General features: G+C 50.9%; 12 protein-coding genes and 1 tRNA gene. 9 read left to right on the top strand and 4 right to left on the bottom strand.

Translation table 11 applies throughout. The features are described from left to right. Positions 1-17 precede the first annotated feature (17 nt). The 6 genes from AC1W8Y_RS00370 (at position 18) to AC1W8Y_RS00345 (ending at position 6,370) form a co-directional block, all read left to right on the top strand. Positions 18-94, top strand: a tRNA-Arg gene (locus tag AC1W8Y_RS00370). A 422-nt stretch (positions 95-516) separates the two neighbouring features. After that, positions 517-1,785, top strand: coding sequence for a DUF945 family protein (locus AC1W8Y_RS00365; RefSeq protein ID WP_482012472.1), 1,269 nt, complete (start codon positions 517-519; stop codon positions 1,783-1,785). A gap of 23 nt (positions 1,786-1,808) precedes the next feature. Beyond that, positions 1,809-3,356: a class I adenylate-forming enzyme family protein gene (locus tag AC1W8Y_RS00360; RefSeq protein WP_482012471.1), complete on the top strand. Its 1,548-nt coding sequence runs from the start codon at positions 1,809-1,811 to the stop codon at positions 3,354-3,356. A 19-nt stretch (positions 3,357-3,375) separates the two neighbouring features. Then, positions 3,376-5,298 (top strand): B12-binding domain-containing radical SAM protein, encoded by a 1,923-nt coding sequence (locus AC1W8Y_RS00355; RefSeq protein ID WP_482012470.1) that lies wholly within the window; start codon positions 3,376-3,378, stop codon positions 5,296-5,298. Positions 5,299-5,438: 140 nt separating this feature from the next. Continuing rightward, on the top strand, positions 5,439-5,801 hold the full coding sequence (locus AC1W8Y_RS00350; protein WP_482012469.1) for a hypothetical protein: 363 nt from the start codon (positions 5,439-5,441) through the stop codon (positions 5,799-5,801). Then, positions 5,798-6,370 (top strand): hypothetical protein, encoded by a 573-nt coding sequence (locus AC1W8Y_RS00345; protein ID WP_482012468.1) that lies wholly within the window; start codon positions 5,798-5,800, stop codon positions 6,368-6,370. Before AC1W8Y_RS00350 ends, AC1W8Y_RS00345 begins: the two co-directional genes overlap by 4 nt. 37 nt (positions 6,371-6,407) lie before the next feature. On the opposite strand, the gene AC1W8Y_RS00340 is transcribed toward AC1W8Y_RS00345, so the two are convergent. Genes AC1W8Y_RS00340 through AC1W8Y_RS00325 form a run of 4 tightly spaced genes read right to left on the bottom strand, consistent with a single transcriptional unit; the run spans position 6,408 to position 10,074 of the window. Then, the gene (locus AC1W8Y_RS00340; RefSeq protein WP_482012467.1) at positions 6,408-7,376 is read right to left on the bottom strand and encodes a Bug family tripartite tricarboxylate transporter substrate binding protein; all 969 of its coding nucleotides are present in this window, start codon (positions 7,374-7,376) and stop codon (positions 6,408-6,410) included. 5 nt (positions 7,377-7,381) lie between these two features. After that, the gene (locus AC1W8Y_RS00335; RefSeq protein WP_482012466.1) at positions 7,382-7,768 is read right to left on the bottom strand and encodes an AtuA-related protein; all 387 of its coding nucleotides are present in this window, start codon (positions 7,766-7,768) and stop codon (positions 7,382-7,384) included. Continuing rightward, positions 7,765-9,123: an acyclic terpene utilization AtuA family protein gene (locus tag AC1W8Y_RS00330; RefSeq protein ID WP_482012465.1), complete on the bottom strand. Its 1,359-nt coding sequence runs from the start codon at positions 9,121-9,123 to the stop codon at positions 7,765-7,767. The genes AC1W8Y_RS00335 and AC1W8Y_RS00330 overlap by 4 nt, the downstream gene beginning before the upstream one ends. A gap of 3 nt (positions 9,124-9,126) precedes the next feature. Further along, on the bottom strand, positions 9,127-10,074 hold the full coding sequence (locus tag AC1W8Y_RS00325) for a D-2-hydroxyacid dehydrogenase (RefSeq protein WP_482012464.1): 948 nt from the start codon (positions 10,072-10,074) through the stop codon (positions 9,127-9,129). Positions 10,075-10,328: 254 nt separating this feature from the next. Here AC1W8Y_RS00325 and AC1W8Y_RS00320 point away from each other — a divergent pair, with 254 nt between their 5' ends. Genes AC1W8Y_RS00320 through AC1W8Y_RS00310 form a run of 3 tightly spaced genes read left to right on the top strand, consistent with a single transcriptional unit; the run spans position 10,329 to position 14,091 of the window. Then, the gene (locus AC1W8Y_RS00320; RefSeq protein ID WP_482012463.1) at positions 10,329-10,886 is read left to right on the top strand and encodes a thermonuclease family protein; all 558 of its coding nucleotides are present in this window, start codon (positions 10,329-10,331) and stop codon (positions 10,884-10,886) included. Continuing rightward, positions 10,862-13,114 (top strand): ABC transporter substrate-binding protein, encoded by a 2,253-nt coding sequence (locus tag AC1W8Y_RS00315; RefSeq protein ID WP_482012462.1) that lies wholly within the window; start codon positions 10,862-10,864, stop codon positions 13,112-13,114. The genes AC1W8Y_RS00320 and AC1W8Y_RS00315 overlap by 25 nt, the downstream gene beginning before the upstream one ends. Next, entirely contained in the window at positions 13,111-14,091 is a 981-nt protein-coding gene (locus AC1W8Y_RS00310; RefSeq protein WP_482012461.1) for an ABC transporter permease, read from the top strand. Before AC1W8Y_RS00315 ends, AC1W8Y_RS00310 begins: the two co-directional genes overlap by 4 nt.

Here is a 14,091-nt window from a genome sequence, read left to right as displayed (position 1 = left end):
TAGTCTTGTGCTTTGCAGCGCCCGTAGCTCAGTTGGATAGAGTACTTGGCTACGAACCAAGGGGTCGTGGGTTCGAATCCTGCCGGGCGCACCAATACAGCTAGTGAATATAAGCCACTCTTGACAGAGTGGCTTATTTTTTTCAAAGCGTCTTGTTTGTCGCACACTTGGCGTGATGTATTTTTACGCGTTGATCATGGCCCAGAGAGCCAGCAATCCAGCCTCACTCAAGACACCGTTTTTCATAAAAAATCACTAAGAATTATTAAATATTGTAAATATTGATAACGATCAGTGCACGAGTTTCAGCATAGACTTTTCTTAAAAAATACTTGGTAGATGGCCTGCTAACTGGCTAAAACACAGGGTTTGCTCGCCAATTGAAAAAAAATTATCCGGCGTTGCTGACGTTTTTGGTGTCATGTGACTGTAGGGTGCTTCGTATAGAATAGTTGCCACATGAATAATGTTTGCTGATGCAATGTCATTGGCGACAACTAATTACAAGGCTCATCAATGAAATCAAGGATCGGTATTTCGGTGGCTGTCGTGCTCGTCGCGGCTGTCGCAGCTTGGGTTGGCGGGGGCATGTACGCTCAAAAAACATACCAAACGCAGGTTAAGGCCACGACAGACAAGATGTCTGCCAATCCTGTGCTGGCGGTGAAAGATGTCAAGCAAGATAGCGGGTTCTTGACCAGCTCTGGTGAGTTCACGATTGTGATCCACGATCCAAGTACCACCACGAGCTTCACTTTGGCCGCCCAATACAAAGCTTCACACTACCTGTTACCTGGGTCGATCACGCAGGTTACTTGGTTGATTAAACCTGCAGGCGATAATGCAAAAGAAATAGCCAATATGTTTGGTGATAATGCCCGCATGGATGGCGTCGCCACGATGGGTTACGACCGCCAGATGAGCTCAACCATTTCTATCCCGACGCTTGCGGCCAAAGAGGACGGCAGTTCGTTTCAGTTTGGCCCCGTCCGTGGCAGCATATCAGGTGGGGCTAAAGCATTACGCGCTGATATTCAAGTTGAACGTATGATGTTCAAACAGGAAGATGAGTCAGCAGATCTCAAGAACTTGAAGTATCAGATCAACATTACTGATCTTGACGCAGGTCTCTACAACGGCCAGATGACCGTTGACGAAATCAGTACCAAAGATGCAGCCGTCTCTGGTATCGCGATCAAGGTGGCATCGACTGCCCATGACGACCGTATTGATCTCACCATGTCTCCTTCAGTAAAGAGCTTTGCATATGAAGGATTGACGGTGACGGATGCGTCTTTCGATTTTGTATACAAAGACCTTGATGCCAAGAGCATTCAGACCATTTCGCGCATTCTGAACAACTCAGACCTCACCAACCTGACTGCTAACGAGAAGCAAGAGGTGCAAACAGCGGTGCGCAACTTGTTCTATCAAGGTTTCTCTGTTGGTATTTCCAAGCTGACGGCGACTTCTAAACAGGGCAGTGTTGACGGTAGTGTTTCAGTTGAGTTGAAAAAAAGTGCAACCACCACACCAGCAGATTTCAACTTAGTGAAGTTAGTTCGTTCATCGGGGCAGGTGGTGGTTAAGAATTTGGATCCTCAGTACAAAGGGATTGCCTTGTTGTCAGGGATGGCTTCAGAAACACCAGATGGTATTAAGGCTGGCTATGAGCTCACCGATGGCAAAGTCGCTTTCAACGGTCAAACCGTCGATGTAGCTGAAGAGTTTGCTGCCGCTCAAGAAGTGATGATCCGGATTTTGACAGAAAACCTCTTTGACTAAGTCGCCAGGGATGGGGAGTAGCAGTGTCGAATCCTATCCCTTGGTCTTCGTCTTTACAGATACTTGAGCAAAGGTTTGGTGATCGTGTTGCGGTCACCAATGGGGCTGATCGCTCGATCAGCTACACTCAGCTCAACCGGTATGCCCATCAGCTTGCGAACTACCTCATCCGTGTTGGGGTGACTTCGGGTCAATCCATTGCAGTGCTTTTGCCTAACAGTTGTGAGGCGGTCTGGGTGTCTTACGGCATTCGTCTGCTTGGCGCCTGTGAGACCCCTCTTGCATTTCACAGTACCGCTGAAGAACTGGCATGGTTCGCCAACGTTGCCCAATTTACCTGGGTGATTGCGACTGATGATAAAGAGGCCATGTTGGTTGCCTTGGGCTTTAAGGTGATAAAGCCTCAGCAGATTCTCGCCAGGTTAGGGCCGGATGTTCCTCGCCAGTTGCCTCCTGTTGAGGCAAATGCGTGGGGTCGATTGATCTTTACGTCCGGCACGACGGGTAAACCTAAAGGTGTTTTTTACACACACGGTGCGCGATGCGTGGGCGAACAACTACAAAAGGTGACGTTGCCGTTTACACCCCAACCGGGCGAGCGTATTGTCCTCATGACACCGTTTATCCATGGCGCGTCGCTGTTAACGTACGCTTGGTGTGATTTGGGTGGCGAAGTAGTGTTGTTACAGGGGGTCGATCTCGTTCGCCTGTCAACGCTCTTGAAAGAACACCAAGTAAGCGCAATCTTTGCGCCGCCAACCGTGTTGGCAAAAATGGTGACAGCGTTTGACGGGCAAACGTTTGAGGGGGTCAAGTGTATTTTCACTGGCACCCAGCCATTGATTGCGACGCTCTATCAGCGAGCCTGTGCCATGTTTGGGCCAGTTGTGCGCATTACCTACGGCAAATCTGAGTGCATCAATCCAATTACGGTACTCGATGCCGCAAGCACACACGCGCTTTTTACCGCTTCGGACCGAGCACCGGTTGGCGCCTGTGTCGGATGGCCAGCACCAGGTGTTGAAATCCGCATCGGCGAGCCAGCCGATGTGGGCGAGGGTCGAGAAATCACTGACGGTGAGATTTTTTTGCGCGCACCTCAAATGTCCTCAATGCTTATTTCTGCCGAGGGCTTGATCCCGCACGGGCCAGAGGGCTGGCATGCAACGGGTGATCTTGGTTTTTTTGATCACCAGGGTCGTCTCGTCCTCACCGGTCGAATGGCAGACGTGATTAAAACCGGTGGCTATCGAGTCAATCCCGATGAGATCGAGGCCTTGTTGTCCGGTGCGGTGTTGAGTGGGCAAATTTGTGTCACGTCGTTGCCGTCTGATTATTGGGGAGAGATCATGATTGCGGTGGGTGAACATACCCAAGACGGCTGGGTGCGAGCTTGCCAAGCGCGGGTCGCTGAATTGTCCAAATACAAGCAACCGAGGTTGTATCTTGAGCTCCCTGAGTTGCCACGTAATCCACAGGGTAAAATCAGCCGGCGCTTAGTGCGCGCTGCCGTGCTCCGCCGATATCAACTGACGGACGGGGCCTACCCCGCCCTTGAGGTCATCGGCTAGCGTTTACACTGCGACAGATATGTCGACACTGAATCTGCGCGTGTTGTCGGTGATTCCCCCGATGACGCAACTCAATACCCCTTATCCGTCAACCGCTTACCTGACGGGTTTTTTGCGTTCTCGCGATGTTCACGCTGTGCAAGAAGATCTTGCGTTGGCGTTGGTCTTAACGTTGCTCTCTAGTCATGGCCTGCAAAAGATTGGCCAATGTGTCGATGCCATCGCTGTTGACAAGCAAACGATCTCTGTCCGGTTTTTTACGGAGCAGCGGCAACAATATGTGAATACTATTGATCGCGTCATTGCCTTTCTGCAAGGTAAAGACCCGACTTTGGCACATCGCATCATGAGTCGCCATTATTTGCCTGAGGGGCCTCGTTTCGCAACGCTCGATGTCTATGTAGACGAAGAAGGCGGCGATCCACTCGGTTGGGCATTCGGTGCGTTAGGGCTGCACGACCGAGCCAAGCACTTGGCGACGCTTTATCTCAATGATCTCGCCGATGTCATTCGGGATGCCGTTGATCATCGATTTGAGTTTGTGCGCTATGCCGAGTCGATCGCCGCGAGTCAGGCAAGCTTCGATCCACTGGCGCAAGCCTTGTCCGAGGCAAAGAATCTCGTTGATGAGATTCTGGTTGAGTTGACACTCGCGGCTGTCGCTAAGCATCAGCCGAGCATCGTGTTGCTTTCGGTGCCATTTCCCGGGTCAGTCTATGGTGCCTTTCGGATTGCACAGGCGATCAAGATGCAGTACCCCGAGATGGTCACTTTGCTGGGTGGTGGGTTCGTGAATACCGAGTTACGTGAGCTCAGAGATCCCCGTGTTTTTGATTATTTTGATTACGTCACGCTAGATGCGGGCGAACGGCCGTTGTTAGCGCTATTTGAGTTTTTGGCGGGTAAACGTTCAAAACAAAGGCTGGTCAGGACTTTTCTGCGCGAGATCGATGCCACGACAGGTCAACCTTTCGTGAAATATGTCAATTTTGTCGAGCCCGATGTCCCCTTTGAAGAAGTCGGGACACCAACCTGGGATGGTTTGCCGCTCGATAAATATTTGTCTTTGTTGGACATGCTCAATCCCATGAACCGTCTTTGGAGTGATGGGCGCTGGAACAAATTGACGGTTGCGCACGGGTGCTACTGGAAGAAATGCAGTTTTTGTGACGTGAGCTTGGATTACATTGGCCGTTATGAAGCCGCGTCAGCCACGGTCTTGGTTGATCGGATTGACACCATCGTGGCAGAAACAGGCCAGACGGGGTTTCATTTTGTTGACGAGGCGGCACCGCCGAAATCACTGAAAGCGTTGGCAACTGAGCTCATCGCGCGCGACACAAACATCTCGTGGTGGGGCAATATTCGGTTTGAAAAAACGTTTACACCCGAGTTATGCGAGCTACTCGCTGACAGTGGCTGTATCGCGGTTTCTGGTGGTCTAGAGGTCGCCTCTGATCGCTTGCTTAAGCTCATGAAAAAGGGCGTCTCCGTCGATCAGGTTGCCCGAGTGACCCGAGCGTTTACCGATGCGGGTGTCATGGTTCATGCTTACTTGATGTACGGGTTTCCGACCCAGACCGTGCAGGATACGGTAGACGCGCTTGAATACGTGAGACAGCTGTTTGCCAACGGCTGTATTCAAAGTGGGTTTTTTCATCGCTTTACCTGCACCGTACATTCACCTGTTGGGTTGCACCCCCACGAATACGGCGTTGAACTGATTGCCTTGCCCGTCACGACATTCGCAAAAAATGACATTGGCTTTATTGATCCAACTGGCGTTGATCATGCCGTACTCGGTCTTGGGTTGAAAAAAGCCATTTACAACTTCATGCATGGAATTGGCTTGGATGAAGATGTTCGTTCTTGGTTTGACGTCAAAGTGCCGCGCACGACGGTCGCCCGCGACCGGATTGAGCGAGCGCTTAGACAAAGTTAAGTAATACTTTAATTAAGAAGAATTTAAGCTTAAAATATAAAGTATTACTTAATAAATTGGCTGAATTTGTGACCCGTTTGCTTTGTCTCTACAATGCGTCGTTTTAATCTCGATTAGATAAGTAACGTAAAAAGTAGCAAATGGCTGATCACAAAAAATATTCACTGGCATATTTAAAATTCCTCAATCTCATTCAAGCCATTAAAGAAATGCCAGCTTTCGGGTCAATTGATCCGGTCGAAGAGCGTTTGCTGAATATGCTTGCCGGTGTCTGGCATGCAGGCAAAAAAATCACAGTGCTCGAAGCGATGAATTTGTCGCCAGATATCTCAACCACGACAGCTCACCGTCGTCTCAAGACACTGAGGTCGAAAGGTCTGATCGCATTGAATACCGACGATATCGATAATCGAGTCAAATATGTGGTCGGTACTGCCCTTAGCGAAAAATATTTCGCCTCTTTGGGGCAAGCCATGGCCCGTGCGCAACAAGTGAGAAAATGACTCCAGAGTCTGATGACTCATACCGATCGTCCCGCTGGTGGGATAACGTTCTATACGTTGGTGTAGCAGCCACTGCTTGGGTGGTTGTTTTTGATCTCAATCGTTTGCTGTTTCAAGCGGGTCAAGTCAATTCGCATATCGACTGGGTTTTTTTACCCGCAGCGATTCGTGTGTTGTCAGTGCTTGTGCTTGGTTGGCCCGCTGTGATTGGTTTGTTTATCGGTGCCTCAATGACGGGCAGCTTTCAAACCTGGGGGGAGTATGAAGACGATCTGGTTATCATTGTCTTGTCTTCAATTGGTCCATGGATATCAGTGAAGTTCTGCACGAATTGGTTGAATTTGCCCCATGATCTGAAGGGATTAAAGCCAAGACAGCTCTCGTTGTTTGCGCTGTCTGGGGCTTTTTTGAATTCGGTCCCGCAAAATATCTATTTTTATATTTCCGGTGAAACCAGAACCTTGTTTTCCGGTTTGATCCCCATGTTCACCGGCGATCTGGTCGGGACTTTCATCATGCTATGGGTCACGAGTGTTGCGTTGCGATTCGTTTTGCGCACCCAAACGTGATGCCTGTCAGCCAGAATCAAGGTTGAAGCGTCAGTCATTATTGATCGATGGTGATGTGAGCGTCCTCGATCACTTTTTTCCAAGCAGCCGTGTCTGTCGCCATTTTTTCAGTACAGTTTTCGGGCGTGCCACCGCCCGCGTCAAAGCCGAGCTTTTGCAACTGGGCAAGCACGACCTCATCTTTTAACGTTTGATTTAGTGCGGTATTTAGCTTGTCAACGATTGGCCTTGGCATACCAGCTGGGCCAAATACCCCAAACCAGGTGAGAGATTCGTAGCTTGGTAGTGTTGCGATAATCGAGGGTACATTCGGTAACGCTGAAGAAGGGGTTGGAGACGTCACTGCTAGCGCTCTGACCTTGCCGTCATGAACATGAGGTGCCCCAGACGAGATACTGTCGAACATGAGGTCGATCCGCCCAGCGATCAAATCAGGTATCGCCAGTGCTGTACCCTTATAAGGTACATGCGTCAGCTCAATACCTGCCACCGAAGCAAAGCGCGCAGCCGACAGATGCGGGATCCCACCGCTGCCAGCAGAACTGTAATTTAGTTTGCCCGGATTTTTTTTCGCATAATCGATGAGTTCTTGAACGGTCTGGTAGGGGGCGCTCATCGGCACAACCAGCAACTGAGGCGATGAAGCTAAATAAATAATGGGCGTGAAATCTTTGGTGGGTGAGTAGGGAATGGCAGGGTTCAGCAGCGGCCCAATCGAGTGTGTGCTGGATGTGGTCATTACAATGGTGTAGCCGTCTGGCGCCGAGTGCGCGGCCAAATCAGACCCGATGACGCCAGCGGCACCAGCTCTGTTTTCAGCCACAACAGGTTGACCGATGACCACACTCAAGCGCTGAGCAACAACGCGCGCAATGATGTCTGTTGCCCCACCGGGTGGGAAGGGAACGATCAGCTTGATGGGTTTAGCCGGGTAAGTGCCGACCGCTTGGCACACGTTGCCAATCAATGCCAAGAGGCTCAATGCGAATACGTTTAAAAGTTTCATTGCAATTACTCTAACGATGAGGAATAAGATTGATTGTGCAGACGTTCAGCAAGTTCAGTCGAGACTTCGACGGGCATATCGAGTAGCCAGAAAGACAGACCTTTTCCGTGCGTATCCAGGTTCAGCGCGTCATTCACACCGCCATCAAGCACACCTTCGAGCACAAAATTCAAAGATGCGAGTTTTGGTAATACATAGCGCGTGACGTTGCGCGGATGCCGATGCCCAAACCAAGCTGCAACTGCGGTCTCAGTGACTTGCGCCAGCAATACTTGAAAGCACTCATGATCCCATGCAATCACACTGATATTAGACGTATTGCCTTTGTCGCCGGCTCGCCCGTGAGCTAAGTGATAAAGCGGCACTTGAACAGTCGTTTGCGTCAGCGTCATGCTTGATGTTCCTGCGCTAGGTGCCAGCCAGCATCGACGAACTCGCGAGGGATCGTGCACGACAAAGTATCCAGCCGAGGTTTGAGTGAAGAACGAACGCCTCCGCCGCCAGCAGGGCCGCAGCAATATAGTGACAACACCTCTCGCGATACCCTTTCAGCAATTTCTTTTCGCATGTGTACCCCAGCCACCCGCAGGCGGACATCCGTTGCAGGCATCGACAGCCCACGAGCGGCTAATTCACCCGCGTCGTCGCCAAAGATACTCATGGCCCCGATGATGTCGATGCGCAGTTTCAACAAATGACCGATCCGTTTGCGAACCGTTGCACCGGCTAATAGCGCACGCTCTTTCGCTTTAAAACCAGCGTAAGAGATTTCAGCCTCGCAAATCCAGCCGTTGTCGTAACAGATGTTCACTTTTAACTCTGCTGGCCGCTCATGACCTGTCACGCCTTCGATTTGGACACGATCAATACCCGTTTCAGTCACGCTCGCGTTGCTGATGTCGGCAGTGACATCGGGCGTTAAATATTTTGCTGGATCATGTACTTCATAGAGCAATTGCTCTTTGGCGGTTCGTTGATCAACTCGGCCACCTGTGTGAGCAGCTTTAAAGACTGAAAAATTGCCGGCTTGGTCGATTTCGGCAATCGGAAATCCAAGGCAATCCATCCCTTCGACGGGTTTCTGCCCTGGGATACAAAAATATCCCCCTGAGACCTGAGTGCCACATTCGAGCATGTGTCCCGCCATTGTCCCGCAGCCTAATCGGTGCCAATCGTCCATCGGCCAGTCAAAGTGAGCCAAAGCAGCGCCCAGTGCCAAGGAGGGGTCTGACACGCGACCCGTCACGACCACGTCTGCGCCGTCTTGCAGGGCCTCACGGATTTGTTGAGCACCCAAATAGGCATTGGCACTCACGACGCGCGCTGGGTCGATAGACGAGCCTAAGCGTTGAAGAAGGTACTCGATTTGATCCGGCTGATTGAGGTCATCACCGTGCACGACGGCGATCCGCGGTGTCCTGAGGCTTTGCGCCTTTGCTAGTGCAAAAATTCGTTGAGCGGCGGCTTGCGGGTTGGCCGCACCAAAATTACTGACGATCTTGATCGAGTGCTCAATGCAACGAGCAAGTACGGGGCTGACCAGATCATCTAAAAGCGGTTCATAACCAGCCAGAGGGTTCTTTCGCTTTTCGATTTGAGCCAAAGCAAGGGTTCGTTCAGCTAGCGTCTCAAACGTCAGAACGCCTCCGCCCAATGCAATCAAGGTGTCTACGACGGGGCCTGTGCCGTCAGTCCGGTCTCCCGAAAAACCCGTTGCACAGCCAATAAATAGGTTTTTTATCGTCAAGACTTAGCTCACCACGTTGATCGGATGCCCGTGCTTGAAAGCCTCCAGATTAGCCAAAATCCCTTGCTTCAAATTGTTAACACCGCTTTCACTGGCCCACGTGACGTGAGGGGTAACAATCAAGTTGTCTTGATCGTACTGCATCAGTGCTTGCTTTGCCGAGGGCGGCTCTACGGCGAGTACATCCAAGGCAACTGCGCCCAAATGTTTGCTGGTGAGGCCATCAAGCACGGCTTGCTCGTTAATGAGTGGGCCTCTTGCAGTGTTGATGAGCATGGCGCCTGGCTTCATCTGAGATATTTCTGCGTGGCCAATCATCCCCCGCGTCGCTTCGGTCAATGGACAATGCAAGCTAATGACATCGCTTTGGGTCAGCAGCGTCTCGAACCTCACGTAGCCTTCGCGAATGTCGTGACGACCGCGGTGTTCACCAAAAAGCACACGCATCCCCAAACTTTGCGCCAATCGGCCAACTTCGTTACCGATGGCTCCTTTTCCGAAAATCCCCAAGGTTGCACCGCCGATGTTCAGAATAGGGGCACCGTGAACACAAAATATCGAGGACGTGGGCCAGGCTTTTCTGGCAGTGGTCTGGTAGTAGGCCATGGATCGTCTCAGGGCGAAGATCAACCCGATCACGCCCTCGGCGACGCTTTGCTTTGAATAGCCTGGTACGTTAGAGACCGTAACGCCACGTTCTCGACACGCTTGCATATCGATACAGTCGTAACCAGTCGCGGCGACGCAGACAAAACGCAATTTTGGCAATTTTTCGAGCATTGCAGCGGTGATCTTGACTTTATTCGTGATGCAGATCGTCGCATCTCGCAGTGCGGCGACTGCTGAAGCAGTATCGGACGAAGTCGCTGGGCAATTGGTCCATCCCGTCGCCCATGCAGGCACAGGCAATGGATCGGGTATCGTGTCGCTATCTAAAAATACAATCTGCATGTCAGTCGATGAAGTCAAAAGCCATAGGCTTGGTGGATTGGTTGGGCGGCCATCGTAAAGACCGCCCGGCAACATATCCGCAAGTGCTCAAGGTAGCACGAATTTTGAGTCTTCATGGGAACCTATCCCTCAGATTACACTCAACAATGATGGCTTAATGATGGCGCTAAGCTGTTACTACTGGTTGAACGGGCAACGCAATTTGTTAAAGTTTAGCCCCTGACTCGCGATGATCAACGAAAAGGGTGATCAACTTGGATAGTGATAAACGAAATGCTCAAACTAACCGGGGCACCAGCATGATGCGCGCGGCGTTGTTCACCCTATTCATTTGCAGTGCCGCCAATGCACAGACCTATCAGCTTGCGGGTAAGGTGGTGAAGGTCGCGGATGGCGACACCATCACCTTACTCGTTGATCGTCAACAGCACCGAATTCGCTTGGCAAGCATTGATGCCCCTGAGACCTCGCACGGCAGTGATAAGCCAGGTCAACCTTTTGGTGAAGCAGCAGGCAAGTATCTCGCCACGCTCGTGGCAGGCAAGACGTTGACACTGACTTGTTTCGAGCACGATCTTTACGGCCGCGAAGTGTGTGATGTGCCAGTCGATACGACCACTGCCAATCGTATGCTTGTTCAAAGCGGCTACGCATGGGCGAATCAACAGGGCAATGGCAAGTATCTGAGAGATAAATCTTTGATTGCGTTGCAGTCACAAGCCCAAGCTGCTCGAACGGGCCTCTGGGCTCAACCCAACGCGATCGCCCCTTGGCTCTGGCGGTATCAATGTTGGAAGCAACACCAGTGTTGATGTTCCGACTCGTTCTACTGTGTTGTTTGCTGGTTGGCTGCAGGCCTCATGGCGACGATGCCACATCGCTGGCATCGGGGGCGCCCATTAATAGTCCGCGAGCGCGAGGCGCAGAACGTCTTAATACGCTCTACACAGCTTTTGCCCAACGGTCGCCAAAACATCTGGATCCCGCCAGTTCTTATTCGTCAGATGAAACGCCTTATACCTACAACATCTATGAACCTCTGTACGGCTATCACTATCTGAAACGTCCCTACGAATTAATCCCGCGCGCTGCGCAGGCGATCGCAGAGCCTGTTTTCGTGGGCAAACAGGGTCAGGTGTTGGCCCCAGATGCACCCCTCTCAGCGGTGTCCGAAAGTATTTACGATATCAAAATCCGACCCGGGATTTTGTTTCAACCTCATCCCGCTTTCGCCCGAGATAAAGAGGCGAATTATGTTTACTACCCTGTAGATCAATCAACTTTGAAAGAAAAATTTTCAATTGCAGATTTTGATCAAACGGGGACTCGTGAACTGACAGCCGCTGATTATGTTTACGGTTTGCGCCGACTGGCGAGCCCAAGAGTGGCTTCACCGATTTTTTCTACCCTCGCTCAGCACATTGTCGGTTTTGCGGAGTACGGCGCCCGTTTGCGCGAAATCGACACGGCGTTAAGGAAGGATGTGAGGCCAGGGCAGTTGGATTTACCTTGGTTGGATTTGCGATCCCTTGGCTTTTCCGGGATAGAGGCGCTTGATCCGTATACGCTTCGTATCCGCGTCAAGGGGGTTTATCCTCAGTTCAAATATTGGCTGGCGATGACTTTTGCTGCCCCAATACCCTGGGAGGCCGAGCGGTTCTATCACCAACCTGGGATGGCCAAACACAATTTGTCGTTAAACAGTTGGCCTGTGGGCACAGGTCCCTATTACTTATCCGAGTCGATTCAAGATCGACGTCATGTGTTGAGACGCAATCCAAATTTTCGCAATGAGCCCTATCCATGTGAAGGAGAACCAAGTGACGCTGCGGCCGATCTGCTCAAAGATTGTGGCAAGCCTACGCCTTTCATCGATCAGATTGTGTTCAATATGGAGAAAGAGGCTATCCCTTTGCAAGGCAAGTTTATGCAAGGGTATTACGACATCCCTCAGGTGGATCGAGGGGACTATGGGGTTGCGATGCTGGTGGCAGCCAGCGACTCAGCTGATAAAGCCAGTTTGTATGCTGCTCATGGGCTCAAACTACCCACGACCGTTGAAGCCCAGATGCAGTATTTCGGCTTTAACTGGAAAGACCCTGTCGTCGGCCGAGGCGACACCGCAGAGCAGCAAGAGCGCCATCGCAAACTTCGGCAGGCGTTAAGTATTGCCTTTAACTGGGAGGAATACACGACGATCTTCAAAGACGGTCAAGCGCAGGTTGCGCACGGTCCGATCCCCCCCGGTATTCTGGGATACCAAACCTTGCCCGCAGGCTATAACCCCGTTGTTTATGATCTCATTGACGGTAAACCCGTCCGAAAATCAATCGAAGTGGCAAAAAAAATGTTGGCAGAGGCCGGATACCCTGATGGTCGCGACGCCAAAACAGGTGAACCGCTCGTCTTGCATTTTGATTCAACAAGCAGTGGGGGCGCCAGTCCGCAGCTTGATTGGATGAGACGACAGTTTGGGTTACTGGGTATTCAACTGGATGTACGCGTGACGGATTACAACCGTTTTCAAGAAAAAATGCATCGTGGTGTGGTGCAGATGTATATGTGGGGATGGGATGCCGACTATCCGGATGCAGAAAACTTCTTGTTTCTTTTTTATGGCCCGAATGTAAAGGCTGAAAAGGGCGGTGAAAATGCAAGTAACTATATCAATCCTCAATACGATACCTTGTTTGAAACGATGCGTGATTTGCCAGACGGCCCAGAGAAAGAACAGGTCATTGGCAAGATGATCGAGATTCTGCGAATGGATAGCCCTTGGATGTTCGGTTTTTTTCCGAAATCTGCAGGCGTCTTCCAACAGTGGGTCGGCAATGCCAAACCAACGCAAATGGTTCGCAATACGCTGCAGTATCTGAAAATTGATCCTGAGTTACGACAACAGAAAATTGCGCAATGGAACCCACCTCGGTGGTGGCCGCTTGGTCTGTTGGGGTTGTTGCTCGTGTTGCTCTTCGTGCCAGCGTGGAAAGCACTGCAAAAACAAGACCAGCAAACGGCGTTTGATCGAGTGCAACCATGATTTCCTACCTCATTAGACGCTTACTGTATGGGGTGTTGATTCTGATTGGCGTCAATCTGGTGACGTTTTTGTTATTTTTTGCGGTCAATACGCCTGATGACATGGCACGCTTGTCAATCGGAGGGCAACGCGTCAGCGCAGATGCCATTGAAAAATGGAAAATCGAGCACGGCTACGACAAGCCCCTGTTTGTTAACGCGAAACATGATGGCTTGGCTCGCTACACCGATACGATCTTCTATCAGCGTTCGGTGACCTTGCTGGTTTTTGACTTTGGTGATGCCGACAGTGGGCAGGATATTGGCCGCGCAATTCACGACAGAATGGGCCCTAGTTTGGCCCTCGCTTTGCCGACATTTGTGTTGAGCCTCATGGCCAGCGTCGCCTTTGCGTTGATATTGATATTTTTCAGAACGACGACGCTTGATTTCTGGGGTGTCGTGCTCTGTGTGGTGATGTTGTCGATTTCAAGCTTGTTTTATATCATCGCAGGTCAGTGGTTGTTTTCGAAAGTTTTGCGTCTAGTTCCGTATTCAGGATTTTCGAACGGGCTTGATATCTTCAAGTTTTTGGCGCTACCTGTGGTGGTTGCGATTTGTTCTCGCCTGGGGCCAGAGGCCCGCTTCTATCGAACACTTTTTCTTGAAGAGATTGGCAAGGATTACGTTAGAACCGCTCGTGCAAAAGGGTTGGGCGAGCACGTTATTTTGTTTCGCCACGTGTTGCGAAACGCGATGTTGCCGATACTGACCGGGACAGTATCGGCACTGCCTTTGTTGTTTATGGGCAGTCTGATTTCAGAGTCGTTTTTTGGGATACCTGGTCTGGGCAGCTATACACTTGATGCGATCACCGCTCAAGATTTCTCGATTGTCAGAGCGATGGTTTTTCTTGGGTCTTCGCTCTATATCGTTGGTCTGATTTTGGCAGATGTCTCTTACACATTAGCCGATCCTCGTGTGAGATTTGACCAGTGA

The organism is Jezberella sp., assembly GCF_964834465.1.
Note: the sequence above shows the minus strand (reverse complement) of the source record. Positions and strands in the feature narration are given on the sequence as shown.

What these genes read in the sequence shown, in the direction of transcription:
- AC1W8Y_RS00365 (WP_482012472.1), top strand. Translation starts at nt 517, where the DNA reads ATGAAATCAAGGATCGGTATTTCGGTGGCTGTCGTGCTCGTCGCGGCT.
- AC1W8Y_RS00310 (WP_482012461.1), top strand. Translation starts at nt 13,111, where the DNA reads ATGATTTCCTACCTCATTAGACGCTTACTGTATGGGGTGTTGATTCTG.
- AC1W8Y_RS00345 (WP_482012468.1), top strand. Translation starts at nt 5,798, where the DNA reads ATGACTCCAGAGTCTGATGACTCATACCGATCGTCCCGCTGGTGGGAT.
- AC1W8Y_RS00315 (WP_482012462.1), top strand. Translation starts at nt 10,862, where the DNA reads ATGTTGGAAGCAACACCAGTGTTGATGTTCCGACTCGTTCTACTGTGT.
- AC1W8Y_RS00340 (WP_482012467.1), bottom strand. Translation starts at nt 7,376, where the DNA reads ATGAAACTTTTAAACGTATTCGCATTGAGCCTCTTGGCATTGATTGGC.
- AC1W8Y_RS00335 (WP_482012466.1), bottom strand. Translation starts at nt 7,768, where the DNA reads ATGACGCTGACGCAAACGACTGTTCAAGTGCCGCTTTATCACTTAGCT.
- AC1W8Y_RS00325 (WP_482012464.1), bottom strand. Translation starts at nt 10,074, where the DNA reads ATGCAGATTGTATTTTTAGATAGCGACACGATACCCGATCCATTGCCT.
- AC1W8Y_RS00350 (WP_482012469.1), top strand. Translation starts at nt 5,439, where the DNA reads ATGGCTGATCACAAAAAATATTCACTGGCATATTTAAAATTCCTCAAT.
- AC1W8Y_RS00355 (WP_482012470.1), top strand. Translation starts at nt 3,376, where the DNA reads ATGTCGACACTGAATCTGCGCGTGTTGTCGGTGATTCCCCCGATGACG.